This is a genomic window from Finegoldia magna (assembly GCF_002243175.1).
GTDB classification, from domain to species: domain Bacteria; phylum Bacillota; class Clostridia; order Tissierellales; family Peptoniphilaceae; genus Finegoldia; species Finegoldia magna_J.
In genome coordinates this window covers 59,882-83,535 of sequence record NZ_NDYF01000003.1, presented here as the reverse complement: position 1 = coordinate 83,535, position 23,654 = coordinate 59,882, and the positions used below count along the sequence as shown (strand labels likewise).

At 33.0% G+C, this 23,654-nt stretch carries 21 protein-coding genes; 4 read left to right on the top strand and 17 right to left on the bottom strand.

Annotation, left to right across the window (positions count from 1 at the left end; translation table 11 throughout):
- Positions 1-72: 72 nt before the first annotated feature.
- Both rlmB and B9N53_RS01155 read left to right on the top strand, forming a co-directional pair.
- A complete protein-coding gene (gene rlmB, locus B9N53_RS01160; protein ID WP_094203341.1) occupies positions 73-807 on the top strand; it encodes a 23S rRNA (guanosine(2251)-2'-O)-methyltransferase RlmB in 735 nt (244 codons plus the stop codon).
- Positions 797-1,330 (top strand): NYN domain-containing protein, encoded by a 534-nt coding sequence (locus tag B9N53_RS01155; RefSeq protein ID WP_002835489.1) that lies wholly within the window; start codon positions 797-799, stop codon positions 1,328-1,330. Before rlmB ends, B9N53_RS01155 begins: the two co-directional genes overlap by 11 nt.
- Positions 1,331-1,465: 135 nt before the next feature.
- Here the strand turns inward: B9N53_RS01155 and udp are convergent, their stop codons facing one another.
- The 10 genes from udp to hprK form a co-directional block, all read right to left on the bottom strand.
- Complete coding sequence (gene udp / locus B9N53_RS01150; RefSeq protein ID WP_094203340.1) at positions 1,466-2,239, bottom strand: uridine phosphorylase; 774 nt, start codon at positions 2,237-2,239, stop codon at positions 1,466-1,468.
- Between the two features lie 57 nt (positions 2,240-2,296).
- On the bottom strand, positions 2,297-2,812 hold the full coding sequence (locus tag B9N53_RS01145; RefSeq protein ID WP_094203339.1) for a tryptophan transporter: 516 nt from the start codon (positions 2,810-2,812) through the stop codon (positions 2,297-2,299).
- 391 nt (positions 2,813-3,203) lie between these two features.
- Entirely contained in the window at positions 3,204-3,656 is a 453-nt protein-coding gene (locus B9N53_RS01140) for an OsmC family protein (protein WP_094203338.1), read from the bottom strand.
- Entirely contained in the window at positions 3,649-4,824 is a 1,176-nt protein-coding gene (locus B9N53_RS01135; protein ID WP_094203337.1) for a cobalamin-independent methionine synthase II family protein, read from the bottom strand. Before B9N53_RS01135 ends, B9N53_RS01140 begins: the two co-directional genes overlap by 8 nt.
- Positions 4,814-5,641 carry a phosphate/phosphite/phosphonate ABC transporter substrate-binding protein gene (locus B9N53_RS01130; protein ID WP_094203336.1) on the bottom strand — a complete coding sequence of 276 codons (828 nt, stop codon included), beginning with the start codon at positions 5,639-5,641 and terminating at the stop codon, positions 4,814-4,816. Before B9N53_RS01130 ends, B9N53_RS01135 begins: the two co-directional genes overlap by 11 nt.
- Before the next feature lie 15 nt (positions 5,642-5,656).
- Positions 5,657-6,772 (bottom strand): acyl-CoA dehydrogenase family protein, encoded by a 1,116-nt coding sequence (locus tag B9N53_RS01125; RefSeq protein ID WP_094203335.1) that lies wholly within the window; start codon positions 6,770-6,772, stop codon positions 5,657-5,659.
- 34 nt (positions 6,773-6,806) lie between these two features.
- Positions 6,807-7,928 (bottom strand): acyl-CoA dehydrogenase family protein, encoded by a 1,122-nt coding sequence (locus B9N53_RS01120; protein ID WP_002835498.1) that lies wholly within the window; start codon positions 7,926-7,928, stop codon positions 6,807-6,809.
- A gap of 8 nt (positions 7,929-7,936) precedes the next feature.
- Entirely contained in the window at positions 7,937-9,064 is a 1,128-nt protein-coding gene (locus B9N53_RS01115; RefSeq protein WP_094203334.1) for an acyl-CoA dehydrogenase family protein, read from the bottom strand.
- Positions 9,065-9,357: 293 nt separating this feature from the next.
- Positions 9,358-13,038 carry a pyruvate:ferredoxin (flavodoxin) oxidoreductase gene (gene nifJ / locus B9N53_RS01110; protein ID WP_094203333.1) on the bottom strand — a complete coding sequence of 1,227 codons (3,681 nt, stop codon included), beginning with the start codon at positions 13,036-13,038 and terminating at the stop codon, positions 9,358-9,360.
- Positions 13,039-13,173: 135 nt separating this feature from the next.
- Positions 13,174-14,133, bottom strand: coding sequence for an HPr(Ser) kinase/phosphatase (gene hprK / locus B9N53_RS01105; protein ID WP_094203332.1), 960 nt, complete (start codon positions 14,131-14,133; stop codon positions 13,174-13,176).
- A gap of 222 nt (positions 14,134-14,355) precedes the next feature.
- On the opposite strand from hprK, the gene B9N53_RS01100 reads away from it, so the two are divergent.
- Both B9N53_RS01100 and B9N53_RS01095 read left to right on the top strand, forming a co-directional pair.
- Positions 14,356-16,074, top strand: coding sequence for a cell wall-binding repeat-containing protein (locus tag B9N53_RS01100; RefSeq protein ID WP_094203331.1), 1,719 nt, complete (start codon positions 14,356-14,358; stop codon positions 16,072-16,074).
- Positions 16,075-16,542: 468 nt separating this feature from the next.
- Positions 16,543-18,189: a cell wall-binding repeat-containing protein gene (locus B9N53_RS01095; RefSeq protein ID WP_094203330.1), complete on the top strand. Its 1,647-nt coding sequence runs from the start codon at positions 16,543-16,545 to the stop codon at positions 18,187-18,189.
- Positions 18,190-18,233: 44 nt separating this feature from the next.
- On the opposite strand, the gene B9N53_RS01090 is transcribed toward B9N53_RS01095, so the two are convergent.
- From B9N53_RS01090 to thiW, 7 genes are all read right to left on the bottom strand, one after another.
- Positions 18,234-19,190, bottom strand: a complete 957-nt coding sequence (locus tag B9N53_RS01090; RefSeq protein ID WP_094203329.1) for a hypothetical protein — start codon at positions 19,188-19,190, stop codon at positions 18,234-18,236.
- Between the two features lie 79 nt (positions 19,191-19,269).
- A complete protein-coding gene (locus B9N53_RS01085; RefSeq protein WP_094203328.1) occupies positions 19,270-20,604 on the bottom strand; it encodes a PH domain-containing protein in 1,335 nt (444 codons plus the stop codon).
- The gene (locus tag B9N53_RS01080) at positions 20,601-20,951 is read right to left on the bottom strand and encodes a GntR family transcriptional regulator (protein ID WP_094203327.1); all 351 of its coding nucleotides are present in this window, start codon (positions 20,949-20,951) and stop codon (positions 20,601-20,603) included. Before B9N53_RS01080 ends, B9N53_RS01085 begins: the two co-directional genes overlap by 4 nt.
- A gap of 307 nt (positions 20,952-21,258) precedes the next feature.
- Positions 21,259-21,669 (bottom strand): DUF5301 domain-containing protein, encoded by a 411-nt coding sequence (locus B9N53_RS01075; protein ID WP_094203326.1) that lies wholly within the window; start codon positions 21,667-21,669, stop codon positions 21,259-21,261.
- A 2-nt stretch (positions 21,670-21,671) separates the two neighbouring features.
- The gene (gene thiE, locus B9N53_RS01070; protein ID WP_094203325.1) at positions 21,672-22,316 is read right to left on the bottom strand and encodes a thiamine phosphate synthase; all 645 of its coding nucleotides are present in this window, start codon (positions 22,314-22,316) and stop codon (positions 21,672-21,674) included.
- Complete coding sequence (gene thiM, locus B9N53_RS01065) at positions 22,294-23,100, bottom strand: hydroxyethylthiazole kinase (RefSeq protein ID WP_094203324.1); 807 nt, start codon at positions 23,098-23,100, stop codon at positions 22,294-22,296. The genes thiE and thiM overlap by 23 nt, the downstream gene beginning before the upstream one ends.
- Complete coding sequence (gene thiW / locus B9N53_RS01060; protein ID WP_094203323.1) at positions 23,093-23,602, bottom strand: energy coupling factor transporter S component ThiW; 510 nt, start codon at positions 23,600-23,602, stop codon at positions 23,093-23,095. The genes thiM and thiW overlap by 8 nt, the downstream gene beginning before the upstream one ends.
- Positions 23,603-23,654: the final 52 nt, after the last annotated feature.

Below are 23,654 nucleotides of genomic sequence, written 5' to 3'. Positions count from 1 at the left end.
TGTAAGAAATTGCTTTATATTGTATAATCTAATAAGATTATAACATTAAAACGATAAGAATAAGGAGAATAAATGCAATATTTAGTCGGTAGAAATCCTGTTATGGAAGCTTTGGAAATGGATATGGGAGTAACCAATATATACATACAAAAAGGCGAATTAAAAGGATTTATAAAAAAAATAGAAAAAAAAGCTTACGATATGGGAATAAAAGTCGAATACGTCGATAAAAAATACATCGAAAAATTCGCAGAAAACACTGCTCATCAAGGCATTATGGCAAAAATGCCAAGTTTCGGTTATTCAAGCGTTGATGAAATGATAATTTACGCCAAAAAAATAAATGAAGATCCATTTTTGATAATTTTGGACGAAATCACAGATCCTCACAATTTGGGATCCATCATCAGGACTGCAGAAGTTGCTGGATGCCACGGAGTTATAATTCCAAAACATCGCGCATGTGAAGTAAATGCAACTGCAATTAAAACAAGTGCAGGAGCTGTTTTCAATATCAAAATCGCACGTGTAACCAACATAACCACGACAATTAATTATTTAAAAGAACATAACATTTGGATTTACGGAGCCTGTGGAGAAGCTTCACAAACTCACACACAAGCTAACTTGAAAGGACCTATTGGTCTTGTAATTGGAAACGAGGGCAAGGGTATTTCGAGATTAGTCAGAGAAAACTGTGATCAGTTAATTAAAATCCCTATGTATGGAAAAACAGAATCACTCAATGCATCCAATGCTGCGAGCATTCTAATTTATGAAATCATACGCCAAAGGTATGAAAAATAAACAGATTTATCTTTATGTCGATGGTTATAATATAATTAACGCTTGGCCGAATTTGTACAAATTATCAAATGATGTAGACTTGGATAGTGCCCGTGAAGAGCTCATTGATATAATGAAAGAATATCAAAATCTAAGTGGCGAACAAGTTTATGTGGTTTTTGATGCCTACCTTGTAAAAGGTGGAATGAGCATAGAAGAAAAACGCGATAATTTGACAGTGGTTTATACAAAGGAACACGAATCTGCAGACCGATACATTGAAAGAAAAGTCAACGATATGAAAAAGCACGACAAAATGTATGTGGCTAGTAACGATGGAATGATCCAAAGAATTATTTTATCGCGTGGAGGTATCAGAATTAGCGCCAATGAACTCTGGAAAAATTATCTTACTTTGAAAGAAAACCTCAAAAGATCTAAGCTAAGAAAAAGAAAACAATCTACCGAAAATATTGTTACAATAGATAATGAAATTTATGAACAATTAGAAAAACTTCAAGATGAATTAAAAAAACAAAACTAGGCCATGTGACCTAGTTTTGTTTTTCAACATAAGGAGATACCCATTGTTAATGGATAAAATGAAAACGTTATTAACTGTTTTTATTATATCACCCTATATACAATTTGTCAAAATTTTAAAATTAAATTTTCAAATTTATTTTTGTTTATCTTCCTCTATCAAATTTTTGATTGCTTTGATTGCAACTTTAATGGCTACATCAGTGTCGTGGCACACAGGATTATCCAAGTGTTTCTTCTCACGTTCTTGGTTTGCCACAACTAAAAAGCAAGATCCACATCTAACGCGAAGATAACTTGCAACCACAAATAAGGCTGCTGATTCCATCTCACTTGCCAATGCGCCAAGCCTTTTCCACGCTTCCCATTTATTCAATAAATCGTATGACACAGGCATTTTTTCTGGTTCGTGTTGACCGTAGAAGCTGTCCTTGCATTGAACAACTCCAACATGGTAATTATGTCCCAAATCTTTTGAAGCTTTTACCAAGGAATTTGTCACATCTAAGTTTGCAACTGCTGGAAATTCTATCGGAGCGTATTCCTTCGTAGTACCTTCAGCTCTTATAGCAGAATTTGCTATTACTACGTCAGAGCTCTTAACATCTTCTTGAATTCCTCCACAAGTTCCAACTCTTATAAAAGTATCTGCTCCCGCTTTGACAAGCTCTTCCATTGCTATTGCTGCAGAAGCACCACCGATTCCAGTGCTTGTTACGGAAACTTTTTCTCCATTTATAGTTCCAGTGTATGTTACATATTCTCTATGATCTGCTATTAATTTTGCATCGTCAAAATATTTTGCGATTTTTTCACATCTTTTTGGATCTCCTGGTAAGATTACATACTTTCCAACATCTCCACTTTTAATATTCAAATGATATTGCACGCCTTCTTCTGCGTATTTCATAAAATCACCTCATTTTTATCTATATTACTAGTATATACTAATTTTAGACAAATATCATTATTGAGCGTTGATTTTGACGTAATTTGTACGATAAATTATTTTTTTGAAGAAAATTCCCACAATTGTGTTCAAAACTGAAGTTGGCAGACACACTGCAACAAACATTGATGGCAGTAACTCTTTAAAATTTTCTGTACCCATTCCCATTGGAATTGCAAGTGCCAAGAAAACAAATCCACTTATCAAAGTTCCTAAAGCGAATATTGAATTAGATTTTTTGCTGTTTTTGCCCATGAATTTGAACAAATAAAACACGATAATTCCAGAAACTAATTTGTCGATTATATTTGGAAGTTGTCCCATTGGAAAACTTGTTGTAAAAGCTGCAATTGCTCCCGCAAACAAACTCAACACAAAAGCTTCTTTTACATTATCCATGAATAATATTCCCAAAAACATCATTACTAATAAAAAATCCGGCTTAACTCCCATAAACAACGCAGGTGTAACGTAATGTAGCAATAATCCTACACTTAAAAATATCGAACTTACTGTTAATTTTTTTGAATCCATAATATCTTCCTTTCTTTTTCATAAAATTTTTCTCTTCTAAAATCATTTCATAAGTTCATTTCATTACACTCACCTGCCTTTATAATAAAAAAACACCTGTTCCCCAAAAGGAACAAGTGTCAAAACTCGCGTTACCATCCTAATTTATGTGCAAAAATGCACACATCTCCTTCAGATACTTTCATATCCTATCCCTGTAAAGTGAGAATCACTTTTTGAACTACTCAGTTTCATTCAAAATTCAGATAACCCCATTCATATAAACTTCCCTTAGAAATTCGCACCAACCATTTCCTCTCTTGAAGTTTCATTTATACTACTATCTTATCTATTGAATTTAATATTTTTAAATATTTTCTAATATTATATCACAAATAAAATAATTTACAAGTTATAAAACAGTTTTAAAATTAACATTTACCAAATCTTTTATAGAATTGTAAATCAAAGTTCTATCCAAAACTTCATCCAAAAACTCTTGTAGTTCTTCTCCTTCATAAAATGAGAAGAAATAAATGTCGATGTTGATTTTGTTGATAATACTCTTATCTTCAAAACCGATAACATTTAACAGATACATTGGATTGTCGATATCTAAGTTCACCTTAGCTTCGATATCTTGCAATATAGTGTTTCTTTTCTTCGCAACCCTCATCATAGTCAAAATCAATTCCGAAACAATAGAACTTACAAAGAAATCAATTGATGTAAATTCTTCTTTTTCTGAATCAAATGAAATAGATGAGTCCACAGGAATACATGATTTTTCGTTGTAAACTTTAACCAAATCATCGGATACAATAGCTCTGAAACTCTTTTGGAATGAATTTATATCATCATTCATATTCTTTCCTCAATTTATTTCTAGCATCAATCATCGATTGTAGTTTTTCTCTTATGTGGTCGTATTCATTTACTGGTCTATTGGAGAATGTTGCAAATCCACAGTCTGGGTTTAGCCACAATTTATCCTTGTCGATAAATGTAAGAGCTTCCTTGGCTCTTTTGTAAATTCCATCTGTGTCTTCCTTGTCATCCAGTCTTGGATTTAACACTCCAAGTCCCAAAATCATTTTGTTGTTGATTCTTTCATCAGCTAGTAATGCTTTCAGTTCTCCAGCTCTTGGTGTTGAAAATTCTAACGCCAACAAATCTGCATTAATATCTGCGAACAAATCCAAAAGCGGAGTATAAGGTCCTGTCAATAAAATACTTTCGTTTTTACTCCAATTACCACGACACACGTGAAGTGAACAGATAGATTTGTCCCTATCAACACTATCCATCACGCTTTTTATCAAATGTGTGGCAAATTTTAACTCTTCAGTTGGATCTTTTCTAGTAGACAAAGAGGCACACATGAAAGTTCTAGGTCTTCCTTCAGTGAACACAATTTCTGTAAGAACTGGTTCATCGAATTGAATTACGTCTACTCCGATTTCTTGAAGATTTTTGATTTCTTTTTTGTAAATGTCGATTACATCTTCTCCCAAATCTTCCTTACTGTCGTAGTATTTAGAACTAACATTTGCTAGCCACATACTTCTTGTAACCAAGTAAGGGCCAGGCATTGTAATCTTAACTGGTCTATCAGTCAATGATTTCAAAAGCTTTAATTCTTCTGATACAATGTCTCCTTTGTATTCCAATTTGCCTGTACAAATGGCGTTCTTGATAGATGTTGCAGGAACATCTAACGTAGTCAAAATATTTTCGAACTCTCTTTTATCGTCGACATAATCTAGCATTTCAGCCATGCTCATTTGAGTTACGCCACCAAGTTTTTCAGAAATAAAAGATACGTAATTGTCTCTCTCTATTTCTCCACTTGTGATTACATCTATGTCTAAATCTTCTTGTAATTGTACAACTTCTTTGGTCTTATCGTATACCAATTGTTCGTAGTCAGAAAGGCTAATCATATTAGCCTTTAACATCCTACGAGCTTTCATTATTTCGTCGCCTCTTGGCATAGATCCTATCAAAGAGGTATTGAATAATTTATTGTTCACTATTGAATTCCTTTAAGAAATTTCCTAAATATTCATTAGCTTCAGTAATTTGTTTGAAACCATCTCTTCTACCAGGAATCCATTGTTTTAATCCTTCAAGATCCATGATTTCTTTTTCTTTTTCGTTGTTGTAATCCATCTTGAACATAATGTCATCAAATGCTTTGATATCTTCATCAGAAACTTCAGGATTGAATGTAAATATGCAATGGTCAAAGTTATCAGTTTTATCTAAAACTTCAACTTCGTTTTTGTCTAGTGTACCATCACTAATCCAAGCATCATAATTTGTACTTAGGCAGAATGATGCATCAACTTCTCCATTAACCATAGCGATCATGCTGTCTTTTTCTCCACCAACGTGATCTCCATGTAAGCCAACACCGATATCAAATCTTTTTTCAGTGTAATCTTTACCATATTCTAAACCATTTTGGTGTAAATAGTTTATAGGAATAAGTCTTGCTTGTGGAGAATCAATAGCTCCAAATCCTATTGTTTTTCCTTTTAAATCAGAAACTTTTTCAAAATTTCCCTTTTTAACTACTAGATAAGTCTTCTTATCTCTATCAGTATCTCTCATGCATCCGATCTTATCTTTTCCTTCAGATCTCAAGTGAGCGTCTAAATGTGCTAATGGTGAATTCCATGCTCCATCAATTTCTCCACTCATTAAAGCATCTACTTGTAATTTGTAGTCTTTGAAGAATACTCCTTCGATTTCAGCTCCATTTTCCTTAAAAAATTCTTCAATCATTTCCCATATTACTGTAACTCTTGGAGCGTAAATAACTGCACCTATTTTTAATTTTTTCATTTAATTCCTCCTATTTTATTTACTTGATAAAGATTGTCCTAACATAACATGCAACACATCTAAAGATGGTGCCATGATTTGTCCAGCGTAAGCATCTCTCATCAACTTTTCAATTTCAGTCTTTCTATTGTAACTAATTCCTCCACCGACTCTCATTGCAAGAGTTGAGGATTCCATCGCATGTTCAATTGCAATAACTCTAGAAGCTATGATTTTTTGTAAAGCATCTTCATCATTTCTATCTAATGCTTCGGCTGCATCTTCTGCTAATGTTCTTGAACTTTGTGCTTTCGAATATATCTTGGATAGATACATTTGAACAATTTCTATATCTGCTAAACATCTTCCATCTGGATACTTTCTGTTTTTTGCATGATTTGTTGTGATTTTTGATAATCTAATATTTAAGCCAGAATATACACTAGCTAGACCTAATAGGAAAAACTTAGTAACTATTTTAGAAACTTCAGGACCTTCTCCTTCCACTCCTAATCTATTCATGTCTGTTAACTTAACCCCTTCGAGTTTCATTGGACATGATACATTTCCTCTCATTCCAACTCCATCCCAATATTTCATATTGAAACTCAATCCTTCAGATTCCAAAGGAACTGTCCAATAAGTAGTCTTACCCTCAAAATCACATGATTTACTCAAGAACAAATAATAACTAGCAAACGTAGCAGTAGTTACCATTGACTTTGTTCCGTTAAATACAAAATAATTTCCATCTTTTGTGCAAGTTGTTTCTGGATTACCAAAGTGAGTTCCTGTTCCAAATTCAGAATTAGCCAATGCCAAATACTTATTGTGATTGACTACATCATCCACAACTTTTTCATACAAATCTTTTTGTCCACATTTAATTACAGCATTCAATGCTACATTATGCATCATATAACATAATGCAGCTGACGGATTATACTCAGCAAAAGCCATAATTACTTTTTGGTGTTCTTTAGCTCCTTTACCAAGTCCACCCATTTCTTCAGGAACCAAAAGTTTTAAAAAACCTTCTTCTCCCATTTTTTCAAATGCTTCTTTTGGAAATGAACAATCCACATCTGAATTTTTTCCAGCCGTTTCTAAATATTTATTAGCAAACTCTTTTGCTTGTTCGTAAATATCCATAATTTCTTCCTTTTTATTGACATTTGTGTCCTATTTACTTGTTTTCTGTAGCTAAAATACCACCTAACATTACATGGAGAACATCCAATGATGGTGCCATAATTTGTCCAGCGTAAGCGTCTCTCATCAACTTTTCTATTTCAGTCTTCTTATTATAAGTGATTCCGCCGCCAATTCTCATTGCAAGTGTAGCTGAATTCATTGAATTTTCAATTGAAGTCACTCTTGCTGCAATAATTTTTTTAAGCATATCTTCGCTATTATTAACTATAGATTCTGCTGCATCTTCTGATAGTGTTCTTGCACTTTGTGCCATTGAATATATCTTAGACAAATACATTTGAACAATTTCAATATCTGCTAAGCATTTTCCATTTGGATATTTTCTACTTGTAGCGTATTTATTAGTAATGTTTGATATTCTAATATTTAAACCAGCATATACACTAGCAAGTCCAAGTAAAAACATCTTTGTTACAACACTTGCGACTTCATCTGCTCCGCCTTCTTCGCCTAATCTGTAATCGGATGTCAACTTAACATTGTCAAATTTCATTGGACAAGAAACATTTCCTCTCATTCCAACTCCATCCCAATATTCCATATTGAAACTCAAACCTTCAGATTCCAATGGAACAACCCAATATGTTGTTTTACCTTCAAATTCAGCTGATTTACTGTTATATTGATAATAACTTGCATAAGTTGCACTTGTTACCATTGATTTAGTCCCCTTGAACACATAGTCATCTCCATTTTTAGTACAAGTCATTTCTGGATTACCAAAATGTGTTCCACTACCAAATTCTGAATCAGCCAACGCCATAAATTTATTATTTTCAACGACATCTTTTACTATTTTATCAATTAAAGTTTTTTGACCATAATCCAACACTCCACTGATTCCAACATTATGCATCATATAGCATAATGCTGCAGATGGATTGTATTCAGCAAATGCCATTGTAACTTCTTGATGTTCTTTTGCTCCTTTGCCAAGTCCACCCATTTCTTCAGGAATCAAAAGTTTTAAAAATCCTTCTTCTCCCATTTTTTCAAATGCTTCTTTTGGGAAAGTGCAATCCTTGTCAGATTTTTTTCCTTCTTCTTCTAAATATTTTTTTGCAAATTCTTTTGCTTGTTCGTAAATCCCCATTAAACCTCCTATAATAGTGGTTGACCTGTTATAGCTTTTCCTAACCAAACGTTAAGAACGTCTAGTGATGGAGCCATGATTTGTCCAGCGTAAGCATCTCTCATCAATCTTTGGATTTCAGATGCACAGTTGTAAGTCTTTCCACCGCCAACTCTCATAGCATAAGTTGAAGATTCGATAGCATTTTCGATAGCGCAAACTCTTGCTGCGATAATCTTGCATACTGCATCAGCTTCGCCGTCAACTAAAGATCTTGCTGCTAATTCTGTAAGAGCTTTTGCGCTCATTCCGTTAGCGTAAATCTTAGCTAAGTGTAATTGAACTGTTTCAATATTAGCTAAGCATTGTCCTGATGGATATTTTCTCTTCAATGCATAATCATTTGTAACTTTTGATAATCTCAAGTTCAATCCAGTGTATACACTTGCTAAACCTAAAATGAAGTATGGAGCTACAACGTTGAATACTTGGTCAATACCTGAACCTTCTTCACCGATTCTGTTAACTTCGTCTAATTTAACATCTGTCATAGTCATTGGACATGAAACGTTACCTTTCATACCAATACCTTTCCAGTGGCTCATCTTGAATTCTAATCCTTCAGATTCCAATGGAACTAACCAGTTATTGATGTCTCCTTCTTTTTCAGTTGATGGAGTTAAAATTAAGTAATAACTTGCATGAGTTGCACTTGTTACCATTGATTTTGTTCCGTTGAAAACGAATTTTCCACCGTCTTTAGTTACTTTGATTTCTGGAATGTAGAAGTGAGTACCAGTTCCGAATTCAGAATAAGCTAAAGCCATGAATTTGTTGTTGTCAACTATATCTTTAACAACTTTTTTCTTTAATTCTTCGTTACCATGAGTAAGAACAGTCATTAAAGCTACGTTGTGCATCATGTAGCAAAGACCAGCAGTTGGGTTGCTTTCAGCAAATGCTAAAACAGCTTGTTGGTGTTCAACAGCAGTTTTTCCTAAACCACCCATTTCTTCTGGGATAATTAATTTGAAGTAGCCAGCTTTTCCCATTTCTTCAAATGATTCTACAGGAAATCTACCTTCTTCATCTGAGCTTTTTGCATATGGTTCAATGTGTTCCAATGCAAATTTTCTTGATTCTTCGTAAAAATTCATAAAACCCTCCTAAAGTTTATGTTTCATCTATATAATATCACCAATTCTATAATAAGACCAGAAATATTGTTAAATATTCTTCATTTATTGAAACTTTCTATAAATCCTACCAATTTCATTTGATTTTAAATAAATTAGAAAATTTCTTGATTTTTTTATTCGTTATATCATTGAAATATCAACGTTATAAATTTTTTAGTCATTTATAGAAAAAATCTATAAATGATTTTTCAAATTGTTAAAAATTTGCAATAAAAAACACTGCAAGATTTCTCTCACAGTGTTTTGTTATATTATCTATTTGTAGAATTTGGATTTACGACGTCTTCTTTCTTTGCGCCTTCTTCTTCCTTAGCTTTTTCTACAGATTCAACTTTTTTGCCTTCTTTTTCAAGGTTTTCTTCTTTATCTGCTGCATCTGTATCTTCTACTGAGTTAGAATAATCCATTTCTGCCATTCTCTTGTAAGTGTTGTATCTTTCCTTAGCATCTCTTTCAGCTTCTTGGAATAATTCTTCCGCTTGTTCAGGGAATGATTTTTGTAATGACAAGTATCTTACTTCTCCTCTGATGAAGTCTTGGAATGATCCAGTTGGTTCTTTAGAGTCTAATTGGAATGGATTCTTTCCTTCTTCTGCAAGAGTTGAATCGAATCTGTATAAGTGCCAATAACCAGCTTCTACAGCTAATTTTTCTTGACGTTGGCTCTTACCCATACCAGCTTTAATACCGTGGTTGATACATGGTGAGTAAGCGATGATTAATGATGGTCCATCATATTCTTCAGCTTCTCTAATAGCTTTTAATGTTTGATTTTGGTTAGCACCCATAGCGATTTGTGCTACGTATACGTATCCATAAGTTGATGCCATCAAACCTAAATCTTTCTTTCTAACTTTCTTACCACTTGCGGCAAATTGTGCTACAGCAGCTGTTGGAGTTGATTTAGAAGCTTGTCCACCAGTGTTTGAGTAAACTTCTGTATCGAATACCATAACGTTGATGTTTTCACCTGATGCTAATACGTGATCCAATCCGCCGTATCCGATATCGTAAGCCCAACCGTCTCCACCGAAGATCCATACAGATTTCTTAATTAAGAAGTCTCTGTCTGTTCTTATATATTTCAATAATTCTTCAGCTTCAGCGTTATTAGTGTCATCATCTAAGTGTTGTAAGATTTCTGCTGCACATGCTTTAGATGTAGCTACATCGTCCATGTTTTCAACAAATTTCTTGAATGGTGCATTCAATGGACTTTCAATGTTCAAGTCTAAGAATGCTTGCATTTTTTCTTTTAATTGTAATCTGATTTTCTTGATAGCTAAGTGCATACCATATCCGTATTCAGCATTGTCTTCGAATAATGAGTTAGCCCAAGCTGGTCCTTTACCTTCAGCGTTTGTGCAGTAAGGAGTTGAAGGAGCACTTGCACCCCAGATTGATGAACAACCTGTAGCGTTAGCTATAAGCATTCTATCACCGTATAATTGAGTGATTAATTTAGCGTATGGAGTTTCTCCACAACCAGCACAAGCTCCAGAGAATTCAAATAATGGTTGTTGGAATTGTGAACCTTTAACTGTTTTTTCTGCTGGCATTAAGTCTTCTTTGTATCCAACTTTTTCTACAGCGTAAGTCCAGTTATCTTTTTGTGCAAGATGTTGTTCTTCGAAAGGTTTCATGATTAATGCTTTTTCTTTTGCTGGACATACATCAGCACAGTTACCGCAACCTGTACAGTCTGCTGGTGAAACTTGGATTCTGAATGTTAAATCTTCAAATCCTTTACCAACTGCTTTTTTGCTTTCGAATGTTTCAGGAGCGTTCTTTCTGTCTTCTTCGTTTAATAAGAATGGTCTGATAACTGCGTGTGGACATACATAAGCACATTGGTTACATTGGATACATTTATCCATTTGCCATTCTGGAACGTTAAGAGCGATACATCTCTTTTCGTAAGCTGAAGTTCCCATTGGGAATTCACCGTTTGCTCTGTCTTTAAATGCAGATACTGGTAAATCATTACCTTGTTGTGCGTTCATTACACTTGCAACTTCTTTTACGAATTCTGGAAGATTAGCGTCATTTTCAACGTCTTCTTCAGCGTTTTTCCATTCAGCTGGAACTTTGATTTCTACAAGTTGATCGATACCTTGATCTACTGCAGCGTAGTTCATGTTTACAATGTCTTCACCTTTTCTTCCGTAGTTAGCAACTATAGATTCTTTTAATTTCTTGATAGCTTCATCTATAGGTAATACTTTAGATAATTTGAAGAATGCAGCTTGCATAATCATGTTAGTTCTTCCACCTAATCCTACTTCTGCTGCAATCTTAGAAGCGTTGATTGTGTAGAATTTAATGTCGTTTTCAGCGATATATTTCTTTAATTTACCTGGAAGGTGAGTATCTAATTCTTCTTCATTCCAGATACAGTTTAGTAAGAATGTACCACCTTTTCTTAAACCTCTTAATAAATCGTATTGATATACATAAGCTTGTTTTGAACAAGAAATGAAATCTGATTCATCTAATAGATAAGTTGAGTGAATTGGGTTGTTACCAAATCTTAAGTGAGACATTGTAACCCCACCAGATTTTTTAGAGTCATAATCGAAGTAACCTTGAGCGTACATGTCAGTACCATCACCTATGATTTTAATAGCTGATTTGTTAGCACCTACTGTACCGTCAGAACCGAATCCCCAGAATTTACATCTGATAGTTCCTTCAGGTGAAGTGTTTATAACATCTTTTACTTCTAATGATCTATGTGTAACATCATCTACTATACCGATAGTAAATTGTGTTCTTGGTTTATCTTGTTTTAAGTTTTCGTAAACTGTGTTAATGTGAGTTGGAGTTGTATCTTTTGAACCTAAACCGTAAATACCACCAACGATAACTGGTTTATTTTCATGATCATAGAAACAATCTCTAACATCTAGATATAGAGGTTCTCCCAATGAACCTTTTTCTTTAGTTCTGTCTAAAACTGCGATTTTCTTAACTGTTTTTGGAATAGCATTTAAGAAATGTTCTTTAGAGAATGGTCTGTATAAGTGAACTTTTAATACTCCGACTTTTTCTCCCTTAGAAACTAAATAATCAACAGTTTCTTCAATAGTTTCAGTTACTGAACCCATAGCTACTATAATATTTTCAGCATCTTCAGCACCATAGTAGTTGAATAATCCGTAGTTTCTGCCTGTAATCTTGTTAATTTCATTGATATAGCCTTCAGTAATACCAACGATATCTTCATAGTATGTATTAGATGCTTCCATACCTTGGAAATAAACGTCTGGATTTTCAGCTGTACCCATAGTCTTAGGGTTTTCTGGATTTAATGCGTTTCTTCTGAATTCATCAATAGCTTCCCAATCAACGATTTTTGCCAAATCTTCGTAGTCCATAACTTCGATTTTTTGAATTTCGTGACTAGTTCTGAAACCGTCGAAGAAATGTAAGAATGGAACTTTACCTTTGATAGAAGAAAGGTGAGCTACTGCTGCTAAATCCATAACTTCTTGTACTGAACCTGAGCATAACAATGCAAAACCAGTTTGTCTTGCTGCCATAACGTCTTGGTGGTCACCAAAAATGCTAAGTGCATGTGATGCCAAAGCTCTTGCTGATACGTGGAATACGCCAGGTAAGTTTTCTCCGGCAATCTTGTACATATTTGGAACCATCAACAATAAACCTTGTGATGCTGTGAATGTAGATGCCAAAGCCCCTGCAACTAAAGCCCCGTGTACTGAACCAGCTGCTCCACCTTCTGATTGTAATTCAGTTACTTGTACAGTTTCACCGAATAAGTTCTTACGTCCATCTGCTGCCCAAACATCAATTGCTTCAGGCATTGGTGATGATGGAGTAATTGGATAAATAGTTGCCACATCTGAAAATGCATAAGCTACGTGAGCAGCAGCTGTATTTCCATCCATGGTTTTCATGTGTTTTGCCATTTATTTAACCCCCTATATATAAATAAATAAATTGTTTAAATTAAAACGGACTAACTCCGCTCTATGAGTTATTATAACTCAATAATTTTTCCATTGCAAGAATAACAAACTTCATCAAAAAATTTTATTGTGAAATTATTTTTTGTTATTTTTTAACTGCTTTCTATGCTCCTCAGTATCTTTTTTCATATTTGCAATTAACTTATTATTTAACTCTTGTGCAGCATTATAACCCAAAAGTTTTTGTCTTTGATTTCTAACTGCAACTTCTACAATCATTGCGATATTTCTACCTGGTTTTACAGGAACTTCAAGATATGGAAGTTCAACTCCCAAAATTTCTGTAGTGTGTTCGTCAAGTCCAATTCTGTCGTATTCTTTATCGTCTTGCCATTTTTCTAGCTTTATAACCAAATCGATAAACGTAGTTAATCTTACTGAACCTGTACCGTATAATCTTTGAATGTCTAAAATTCCAAGACCCCTAACTTCCAAATAGTGTCTGATATTAAGAGGAGCTTGTGCCAACAATCCTTTTTCGATTTTTCTAATTTCAACCACATCATCTGCAACAAGTCTGTGACCTCTAGTAACCAAATCCAAAGCAGTTTCGCTTTTTCCTACTGAGCTGTCTCCCATCAACAAAACTCCCATACCAAAAACATCCAACAACGAAGCGTGGATTGTATCTTCCTCACTAAGGAAATATTCCAATACTTCATCCAAGGCTGAGATAAGTCTAGTAGTTGTTCTGTCCGAAATTAACAAAGTTTTGTCGTATTCTTCGGCTAATTTTCTAACTTCATCTGGAATTTGAGCATAGTGTGAAAACACAATACAAGGAATATCATATTCCATCATTGCCCTTACTCTTTCTTTTCTAAGCTCAATATCCATCGCCATATAATATGCAAGTTCAGCCTTACCGAACAATTGAATTCTTCTGTATGGAAATTCTTCCAAGAAACCAGATAATTGTAACCCCGGTCTGTTAATTTCAGAATTTGTAATCTCAATTGTTTCGTAATCAGAACTTGTTCTCACAACGTGCAAGTCTAATTTTTTAACGACCGCACTTAATTTTACTGTTTTCATAAGTTCCCTCCTTATTATATTTTATTATCTAATCTGTATATAAGCAAACAATCTTAGATAATAAACCACGAAATCATAAATCAATTGTTTCGTTTTTGTAATATTTAACGTTTTTCTAACATGATTTATTACAAAAAGGTTACAACAAGTTACAAATGTGTTACAATATATTATATTAAATTTGCAGATTAAAAACTTTTAATCGTAAAATTAGGAGGAAAAATGAACAATATAAAAAAACCATTGTTAGTGATGGGATTAATGTTTACCTTTTCTGCTTTAAATGCAACTTCTTCATTTGCTGATGTTGACAATACAAAGCTTGTAGAAGAAGTAAAACATGACGCTTTAAATTACACTACAAATTTGCAAAATACAATTAAAGATCAAGAAAATGTGAATACAGAGGATTCCATCAAATCCAATGGTGCACAACAAACTGAAAAAGTTAATACTGAAAATACTGAAAAAGAAGATAAAAAAGAAACTAGTAAGGAAGATTTGACAGAAGGCTTTGAAGATTCAAAAGAACTTTTGAAAAAACCTGCTGAAGTAAAAGCAGTTAAAAGAGCCGATGTGAAGAAAATCACTTCATCAAGTAAATACGAAACAGCTACTAATATAAGAGATGAATATTTTTCAGAATCAAACACAGTTATTTTGACAAATAGCTCAACATTTGTAGATTCACTATCTGCTGTTTCACTATCAAGAGGTAACACTCCAATATTATTTACTAACCAATCTTCATTAGATAGTAAAACATTGGCAAACCTAAAAGCTAACAAACCTAAAAAAGTTTACATCTTAGGTGGAGAAAAATCCGTTAGCAATTCAGTGGTTGAACAACTTAAAAGTTTGGGAATAATTGTTGAAAGAATTGCTGGACACGATAGATACGAAGTTAATTCTAAGGTTGCAGCAAAAACACATAATCCAAATACAAAACAAAAAACAAATATACTTATAACTTCAGGCGAAAATCATAGTGATGCTATATCATCTGCTATTTTAGCTCAAAACAAAAAAGCTCCTATACTTTTCGTTAGAAAAAATGAAGTTCCTACATCTATCAAAGGTTATTTATTATCTTTAAAGAGAAACAATGCCATAGGAAGTATAACAATCGTTGGTGGTAACTTATCAGTATCTCAACAAGTAGAATCATACTTAAAAACTTTTAGTAATAATGTAAGTAGAATTGCTGGTCGTGACAGATACACTACTAACGTAAAAGTTGCAAAACAAGTTAACCCTAATGCAAAAAGAGTAATCGTAACTGAAGGTAATGGTTACAACGATGCATTATTAATGACACCTGTTGCTACTAAGTTAAATGCTTCTTTAATATTGACAAAACCTAACGATGTAACAAGAACAAAAGATTATTCTTCAAACGACAAAAACTCTACTATGGAAGCATTCTTCAAAAACAACAAATCCATAGACCAAGTTATAGTTTGTGAAGGAAATCATTCAATTTCTGATTTCGTATCATCATCAATATCTGATTTGTTAGCAGGTAAAAATCTTAAAACTGCACCAAAAGCAGATGCATTATACAAAAAAGAAAAAGCTGAATTAAGAAAAAGTACAACTGAAAAATCTAAAAAGGTTGAAAAACCTGTAGATTCATTACAAGCTCAACTTGCAAAAGCAAAAAGAGTATTTACAGTAAGATCCACAGCTTACACTTCTGATCCTAGAGAAAATGGTGGATGGAATGTAACAGCAATCGGAACTAAAATTAGACGCGGTGTTATCGCAGTAGACCCAAGAGTTATTCCTTTGAGAACAAGAGTTTACGTAGAAGGATACGGATTTGCTACAGCAGAAGACACTGGTGGAGCTATTAAAGGAAATAAAATTGATGTAGTTATGGATACTAAAGCCCAATCACGTAACTGGGGAGTTAGAAACGTCAAAATCTACATTTTATAATATAACTACTATAATATAACTATTAAGCACTGATTAAAATCAGTGCTTTTTTAATGTAATTTCTTACAAAGATTTTGAGATACAATGTCAGTTTTCAGTCATTATCAAATAAATTTTAAGCGATTTTTCGTTAAAAGCCGTATTTGTTACATTTTTTTAATAATTAGCCTTTTGAATGGTGTTTTTTATGTTTTTGTACAAAAGTTACAAATTGGTTACAAACTATTCCCTATTTTATGCGAAGTGTAATTTTCAAGAGATTCACAAAATTTTGGATTTGTAAATAGTTTTGAGCAAATTTTACATAAATTCTAGCACATTGTGCAAATTAAACCAATAAATGTCAAATTTGTTTGAAACTTATGAAAAATTCTTGTAAACTATTAGAGTAATTTGAATAAGTTACAAATTGGTTACAAAAATAATGAGCAATTAAAATTAGCTCATTGAAGTATATTAGGAGGATACATGAATAATTTTAAGAAGCCACTTCTTGTAATGACTTTGGCTGTATCATTATCTTTGGGAGCAAATGTTTCATTTGCAGATAATGAAAATAACAAGTCAGAAACAAATGTTAAAGCTATATTAGATAATTCAAGTAAAACTGAAACAACAACTAAGATACAAGTAAAGCTAGATGAAAATAACAAAGTAATATCTAATAAAAATCAAGTTAATAATGAAGAAAAAGAAGCTGAAGTCAAATCACAAAAAAGTGCCAAAACAGAAAGAATTGACGCAAAAAACAGATTTGAAACAGCTAAGAAAATCAAAGAAAAAGAATTCAAAAACGCAGATACTGCCGTAGTTGTGAATTCTAACGAATTTTCAGACTCAATCAGTGCAACAAACATTTCAAATGGTAAATCACCTATTCTTTACACTGATTCTGACAAATTAGACAACTTGACAAAAGAAGCCTTGAAAGGTGTCAAAAAAGTCTACATAACTGGTGGCGAAAAAACTATTAGTTCAAAAGTAGTTGACGAATTAAACGGTATGGGAATTGAAGTCATCAGAGTAAAAGGCAAGGACAGATACGAAGTTAATGCAAAATCAGCTACTACGTCTCACCCAGTTTCTAACAAGAAACAAAACGTAGTTATCGCATCTGGTGAAAACTTTGCAGATTCGATTTCTTCTACTTCTTTAGCTAAGAAAAAGAACGCTCCAGTTCTATTAGTTAAAAAGAATGAAGTTCCAAAATCAATCAAAGAATACTTAAATTCTTTCAGCAAAAAAGGTCTTTTAGGAGACATCACTATAGTAGGTGGAGAAAATTCAGTTTCAAAAGCTGTTGAAAACGAACTTTCAAAACTTGCAAAAGTTACTAGAATTGCAGGACATGACAGATACCAAACATCTGTAAAAGTTGCAAAACAAGTCGGTGTAAATTCTGAAAGAACAATCGTAGCTAGTGGAGAAAAATTTGTAGATGTACTTGCTGCATCTCCTGTAGCTCAAAAATACAATGCACCAATAGTTTTGGTTAAGAAAATGGACGTTCCAAGAAACGAAGATTACAAAACACAAGAACAAAAATCAAACTCTGTGGAATCTTTCTTCAGACAAAACAAATCAAACATCATGTACACAATGGTATTTGGTGGCAAAAGCACTATCGACAATTTCGTAGTTAACGGAATTAAAGATTTGTTAGCTGGTAAATCACTACAAGCAAAACCAAAAGTAGATGCATTAGTAAATGTACCTAAAAAAGAACAACCAAAACAAACTAACAAATTAGACAAAATCGTAAATCTTGCTTACAAACAATTAGGTAAGCCTTACGTTTGGGGAACTCACGGTCCTAGATCATTCGACTGTTCAGGACTTACATCTTATCTTTACAAACAAGCTTATGGAATTTCAATAAGTCCAAGCTCAAGATCACAAGTTTCTTATGGACACAAAGTTTCCAAATCAAACTTGAAAAAAGGAGATTTGATGTTCTTCGCAACAGGTGGTGGCGGAATAAGTCACGTTGGAATTTACGTTGGTAACAACAAATTAATCCATGCTTCTACACCATCAACAGGAGTTATCTTATCAGATATCAACTCAAGTTATTACCAAAGAACATTCGTTACAGCAAGAAGATTATTAGGTTAAATTTAAAAGCAATGATTCATCGGAATCATTGCTTTTTTGATTGTCTATTTGAATTTTATAGTTTCATCATTGAAAACTCCGATTGAGTTTTTGATTTTCAAACTGTACACGCTATCTACTACTGGTACAATCATCGTGTCATCTTTTGCATCTTCAAAAAATACTAGCTTATCTTTTTCTAGATTATACGCAATTTTATTGTCCAACCAAGTCATATATTTCTTGGACACTTTAAATCTTTTCAATACATTTTCATAACCTTTTATAGTAGATTCCATAATCATCTTATCATTCTTGTACAACCTTGAATTTCCAGTCTTAAAATCGTACAAAGAATAGAAAACGTCCTTATTATTCATCACAACATCAATAGGATACTCATCCTCTTTCAAATCCCTACTGAAGATTTCCTTATCATCAATATCTTTGACAGTTAATTTGTCCTTTTCATAATGCATATACATTACAGACTTATCGTTTTTGATTAATTTCCCAATCTTGCCAGTAGATTCAAATGTGTCATTATTATTCTTGAATATTTCACATTCGAAAAATTTAATTGGAGAATCAGAACGCAAAACCATAGCGTACACATTTTTATCCAACAACTTAGCATCACTAATATGCTCTGTTGAAGTCAGATTTTTCATTTCCCCATTGCTTTTAATCATCAACTTAGAAGCAAATGATTCATCTGATTTATAAAGGAGATAACCTTTATTATCCACATCGTGTATTCCATATCCATCATCTAGTTGTACTAATTCATCCTTGGAACCGTCGTAAATAAAGTTCTTTCCGTCTTTTAACACGACAATTTTATCTCCATACAATTTCTGAATAAACTCAGAGTTCTTTAACTTATCTGTGTATTTGTTGTGAGAATCCATTTTTTTGATTCTGTCTACTTTTACGCTGGATTCTACGCCCTTGTACACTTCTTTTTTTCCACACGACACAAAAATCATCATACATAATGCAACCATCAAAAATTTCTTCATAAATTCCCTCCCATATTAATAAAATATTTCTACTAATATTTATTAATTAATATATACCCAGAATTTACAAAAAATACAATTAGCGTAAATTTTTATAAAACTTTTCGGTTTCTTTTACAGTTGGGAAATTAAACACAAGGTTTTTGTTATCCTTAGTCTTAATCCAAATAGCTCTTGGATTATCGTTGTGAATGTACACATCACAGTTTCCAATTCCCTTAATATTAAATTTACCATAGGAATAGTGTTTTAGTGATGTTCCATTTAATCTAACGCCATCTGTTTTGTTGATGTCTTCGATTAGCTCAACTTTTTCGATTGATTTTTTGTCGATTACAGTAGTGTAAACAGATTCAGTAATTGTAAGAGTGCTTGGCGTGTTATCTACAGTATACGTTTTTGGTAAACTCATATTTATCATCAAAAATTCAACTGAAATCAATAATACAGCAGTCAATGCGTAGAGTATTTTGCCTGATAATTTTGCCCTGTTAAATGTCATATTACCATTTCTCACGCTAATATCTTCAACCATAAGCCTGTCATCTTTCGGATTATAATAACCCCACGGATCAAAGAAGTCCCCATTGTACAAGTCGCTATTAAGCGCAGTTAAGTTTTTTGCTATGGTTTGGTATTTAAAAAGAGCCAATATTATCGCTAACGTGTACAAAACAATGTATGAAAGAATCGGAAAAATTCTGTAAACATCTTTTGATGAGTAATAAGCCACAACAAATCCTAAAACGATAAACATAATATATATCGCATACATTGTTTGTTGTACTTTTATGATGCTTTCTTCATTCAACTTTAAGTTTTCTTCAGAATTAGTCGAATAAACTTTGGTGTTTTTCCTTCCCAAAAACCATCCCGTTAATATTGTACTTACACTCATTGCGACTAACAACAAAATGTAGACGAAGAACATCTCGCTGGTTTTGAAAAAAGCTACCAACAATACGATTTGAACTACCAGCGGAATTATCCAGGCTTTTAGTTTGATTTTCTTTTTTTCAATATCTCTTGAAGTCTTCAAATCATACGTCAAAATACTACTCTCAGTCGATATATTATTGTCCTTTTTGTATTGTCGTATTACTTTCATTGCGTTGTATTCGATAATATTTGCACTCACAAGATAAACAACTATTAAATTGTAATACACAAGCATTATCCAATCATAATCAAGTAACACAAGAAAAGATAGAACAATGCTAACTGCAAATAAAATATTCAATTTTTTCTTCGTTTTTCCCAACAAATCGACGATGAATTCATCATCTTCATAACCTTTTGGAAAATTTGTAAACAACATAAATGTATCGTTTATTTTCAATGTATATATGTTCATTCTTCGCATGATAAACAAAATAAACACCAAACTAAAAAATAAAATAAATTGCCAAATCATTTTATAATTTCCTCCACTATATTTTTAATATCCTTTTGTGATTTGCCGCGAATTTTCGCTTCCATTAACAGTAGTTTCATTTCATCTTCAAATGAATTTCGTGAATAATCTTCGTCCACGCAAATCTTCGCCCCAACTCTTCTATCTATTACAATTATTTTTTCGTCCTTCAAAATATTATAAGCCTTGCTAATCGTCATAGGATTTATTCCCAAATCATTTGCAAATTGTCTAACAGAAGGAAGTTCGTCGCCATTTTGCAAATTTCCACTAGCAATTTCTCTGATAATTTCGTTTCGAATTTGAGTGTAAATCGGAACATCACTCGTCGTATTTATGTTAATCATTCTGTCCTCCTTGTATTGCTTATTATAATACAGATTAGACACAGATGCAATATTTTTTCAAAGAAAAAAGAGCGCATCGAAATGCACTCTAAATCATTACTCGTATTTAGTAGTAAACCAATCATACTAAGAATATCATACGGAAAAAATTGATTTGATTTCAAATCGAGAAATCCGTTAAAAATTGCACTGTTTGAGTGAAACGAGTTTGCAATTTTAGGATTTTGAGATTTAGAAATCAACAATTTTTGAAGTCTAGATATTCGTGTATGATGGTTTATCTACACAATAAATTTCTACGATAAAACTACATTGCACCGATTAATTTGTTAAACGTATCCTTGTCGATTTCCCACACTCCTTCGTATGGTTTTTCAATGTAGTATTTTTTGTTTTGATACAAATACAACGTCATTTTTTCGTCTTTTCCGTAGTAGATTTCCATTTTTCTAAAATCTTTTGTATTCGCAGGTGTATCATTGTTTGATTTTTTACTAGTTGGTTTTGCTTTTTCTTTTATCAATTTAATTGTGTCTACGATATCTTTTTTCGAAGTGATGGATGCCGTTGGTCCTTCCTTGTTTTCTTCGATTTTTGTAACTGTGATTACTTGTGAATCATTGGCGTTTGGAAGTGTTATTGGATCTGCTTTTTTGCAAGATACCATAACCAACATCAACACCATAACTAACAATACTAATTTAAATTTGTTTTTCATAATTACCTCAATTCTAAAATTTGTTTTGATTTTTCTAATAATCTGTGTGCTTTTTCTTGTGGATTGTCGTCATTCATCAACGCTCTTACGACTGCTATCCCACTTGCACCACTGTTTTTTAATACATCTATGTTATCCCCATTTAAACCGCCAATAGCGACAGTTTTTATGCTTATGCTATTGTTGATGTCTCTTAGAGTTTCAACCGATGTTATTTTCGTTTTAACATGGGTTTTTGTCGGATAAATAGCCCCAACTCCAAGATAATCTGCACCTTCTTTTTCACATTGTATAGCTCTGGCAACACTTTTTGCAGTTGCGCCAATAATGTAATTATCTCCAAGAATTCTTCTTGCATCTTTTATTTCCATGTCTTCATCTCCAAGATGAACTCCTGCACACTCGCTTGCCAGGCATACGTCAATTCTGTCGTCAATTAAAAGCGGCAAATCAAACTTGTCACAAATTATCTTCACTTTTTTTGCCAAGTCTATGTATTCTCTTGTAGAGATATTTTTCTCCCTTAGTTGTACCAATGTTACTCCACCTTTAAGAGAATCTTCAATTTTTGTTAAAAAATCTTCCTCATCTTTAACATTTGTCCTATCAGTAACCAAGTACAAGCTAAGATTCAATTTTTCTCGCATTTATATTCTCCTTTATTTGTTCCCATTTTATTTTGGATAAATTATCGTACAAACCGATTTTGAAAGAACTAAGTCCAACACTTTTATCCATCATTTCACAGCTAATATTCATCATGCTAATTGCTAGAACACATGCTTCTATCGATTGGGATACGCTAAGTGTACACGCTATCAAACTTCCCACAACACAACCTGTCGCAGTGATTTTTGAAAGCCTTTCATCGCCATTATTAAGCAGATAAATCTCATCTGAACACACAATATCCGTATGGCCTGTTGCCACAACGATTGAATGGTACTTTTCGTGCAAATTATTACAATAATTAATCACATCATTTACTTCCAGTTTTTTAGAATCCACACCTTTTGTACTTAAATCTTTAATAACCAGCGATTTTATCTCGCTGTAATTTCCTTTTATGCAAGTTATTGTGTATTTTTGCAAGATTTCTAGTGTGAAAACAAGCCTTAATCTTGACGCGCTCACTCCAACCAAATCCAATGTAATTGGAATGTTGTTTTCATTTGCAATTCGTAGGGATTTTTTGATTGATTCTATTCTATAATCCGTGATGTTTCCTAAATTTACCAACAGAGAATCAGAATTTTTCGTAACATCTTCGACTTCTCGTGGATTATCTGCCATAAACGGACTTTGGTTAACACTCAGAACTGCGTTTGCCATGTCATTGATTGAAATCGCATTAGTAAGGCAATGAATCAGATTATTACTGTTGTACAAATCAGAGTAAATCTCTGACATTTTTTGTATTAATTTATCCATTGATACTTTCCTTTAATTTATCTAGCATTTTATTTTTTTGCATAGCCTTTAAAAATGCGAATGCTACAGTCGCTCCCATTAAAGTCGCAAGTACAAATGATGGTGTGTAGAAAAACAAAGTCAAATTGCTTTTTCCGAAGAAAAACTTCATAACAGGAACGCTTACAATCGATCCTATTATTCCCGTTCCAATAACTTCTCCAATACAAGCCATAATTAATTTGTTCGTTCTTTTATACAAAACTCCCGACAAAAACGCCCCAAACACAGCTCCAGTCAATGCTAACGGTGGAATTGCCATTAGTGACATTCTGATTATCCCAATCAACGTCGCACACAAAAGTGCATACCATGGTCCCAAAAATACCGCACACACTATATTAACAAAATGTTGTGTCGGACAAAATCCAACCACTCTCAAAATTGGAGATATCACAACTCCTATTGCGACAAATATTGAAAGCATTATCATTTTAATTAAAGTAGAATTTTTTCTTGTCATAAACCATCCATCCTTCACTACCTTATATATTACCATCAATCAATATTTCTTT

Coding starts and splice junctions, on each gene's coding strand:
- rlmB (WP_094203341.1), top strand. CDS start 73: ATGCAATATTTAGTCGGTAGAAATCCTGTTATGGAAGCTTTGGAAATG.
- B9N53_RS01155 (WP_002835489.1), top strand. CDS start 797: ATGAAAAATAAACAGATTTATCTTTATGTCGATGGTTATAATATAATT.
- udp (WP_094203340.1), bottom strand. CDS start 2,239: ATGAAATACGCAGAAGAAGGCGTGCAATATCATTTGAATATTAAAAGT.
- B9N53_RS01145 (WP_094203339.1), bottom strand. CDS start 2,812: ATGGATTCAAAAAAATTAACAGTAAGTTCGATATTTTTAAGTGTAGGA.
- B9N53_RS01140 (WP_094203338.1), bottom strand. CDS start 3,656: ATGAATGATGATATAAATTCATTCCAAAAGAGTTTCAGAGCTATTGTA.
- B9N53_RS01130 (WP_094203336.1), bottom strand. CDS start 5,641: ATGAAAAAATTAAAAATAGGTGCAGTTATTTACGCTCCAAGAGTTACA.
- B9N53_RS01125 (WP_094203335.1), bottom strand. CDS start 6,772: ATGGATATTTACGAACAAGCAAAAGAGTTTGCTAATAAATATTTAGAA.
- B9N53_RS01120 (WP_002835498.1), bottom strand. CDS start 7,928: ATGGGGATTTACGAACAAGCAAAAGAATTTGCAAAAAAATATTTAGAA.
- B9N53_RS01115 (WP_094203334.1), bottom strand. CDS start 9,064: ATGAATTTTTACGAAGAATCAAGAAAATTTGCATTGGAACACATTGAA.
- nifJ (WP_094203333.1), bottom strand. CDS start 13,038: ATGGCAAAACACATGAAAACCATGGATGGAAATACAGCTGCTGCTCAC.
- hprK (WP_094203332.1), bottom strand. CDS start 14,133: ATGAAAACAGTAAAATTAAGTGCGGTCGTTAAAAAATTAGACTTGCAC.
- B9N53_RS01100 (WP_094203331.1), top strand. CDS start 14,356: ATGAACAATATAAAAAAACCATTGTTAGTGATGGGATTAATGTTTACC.
- B9N53_RS01095 (WP_094203330.1), top strand. CDS start 16,543: ATGAATAATTTTAAGAAGCCACTTCTTGTAATGACTTTGGCTGTATCA.
- B9N53_RS01090 (WP_094203329.1), bottom strand. CDS start 19,190: ATGAAGAAATTTTTGATGGTTGCATTATGTATGATGATTTTTGTGTCG.
- B9N53_RS01085 (WP_094203328.1), bottom strand. CDS start 20,604: ATGATTTGGCAATTTATTTTATTTTTTAGTTTGGTGTTTATTTTGTTT.
- B9N53_RS01080 (WP_094203327.1), bottom strand. CDS start 20,951: ATGATTAACATAAATACGACGAGTGATGTTCCGATTTACACTCAAATT.
- B9N53_RS01075 (WP_094203326.1), bottom strand. CDS start 21,669: ATGAAAAACAAATTTAAATTAGTATTGTTAGTTATGGTGTTGATGTTG.
- thiE (WP_094203325.1), bottom strand. CDS start 22,316: ATGCGAGAAAAATTGAATCTTAGCTTGTACTTGGTTACTGATAGGACA.
- thiM (WP_094203324.1), bottom strand. CDS start 23,100: ATGGATAAATTAATACAAAAAATGTCAGAGATTTACTCTGATTTGTAC.
- thiW (WP_094203323.1), bottom strand. CDS start 23,602: ATGACAAGAAAAAATTCTACTTTAATTAAAATGATAATGCTTTCAATA.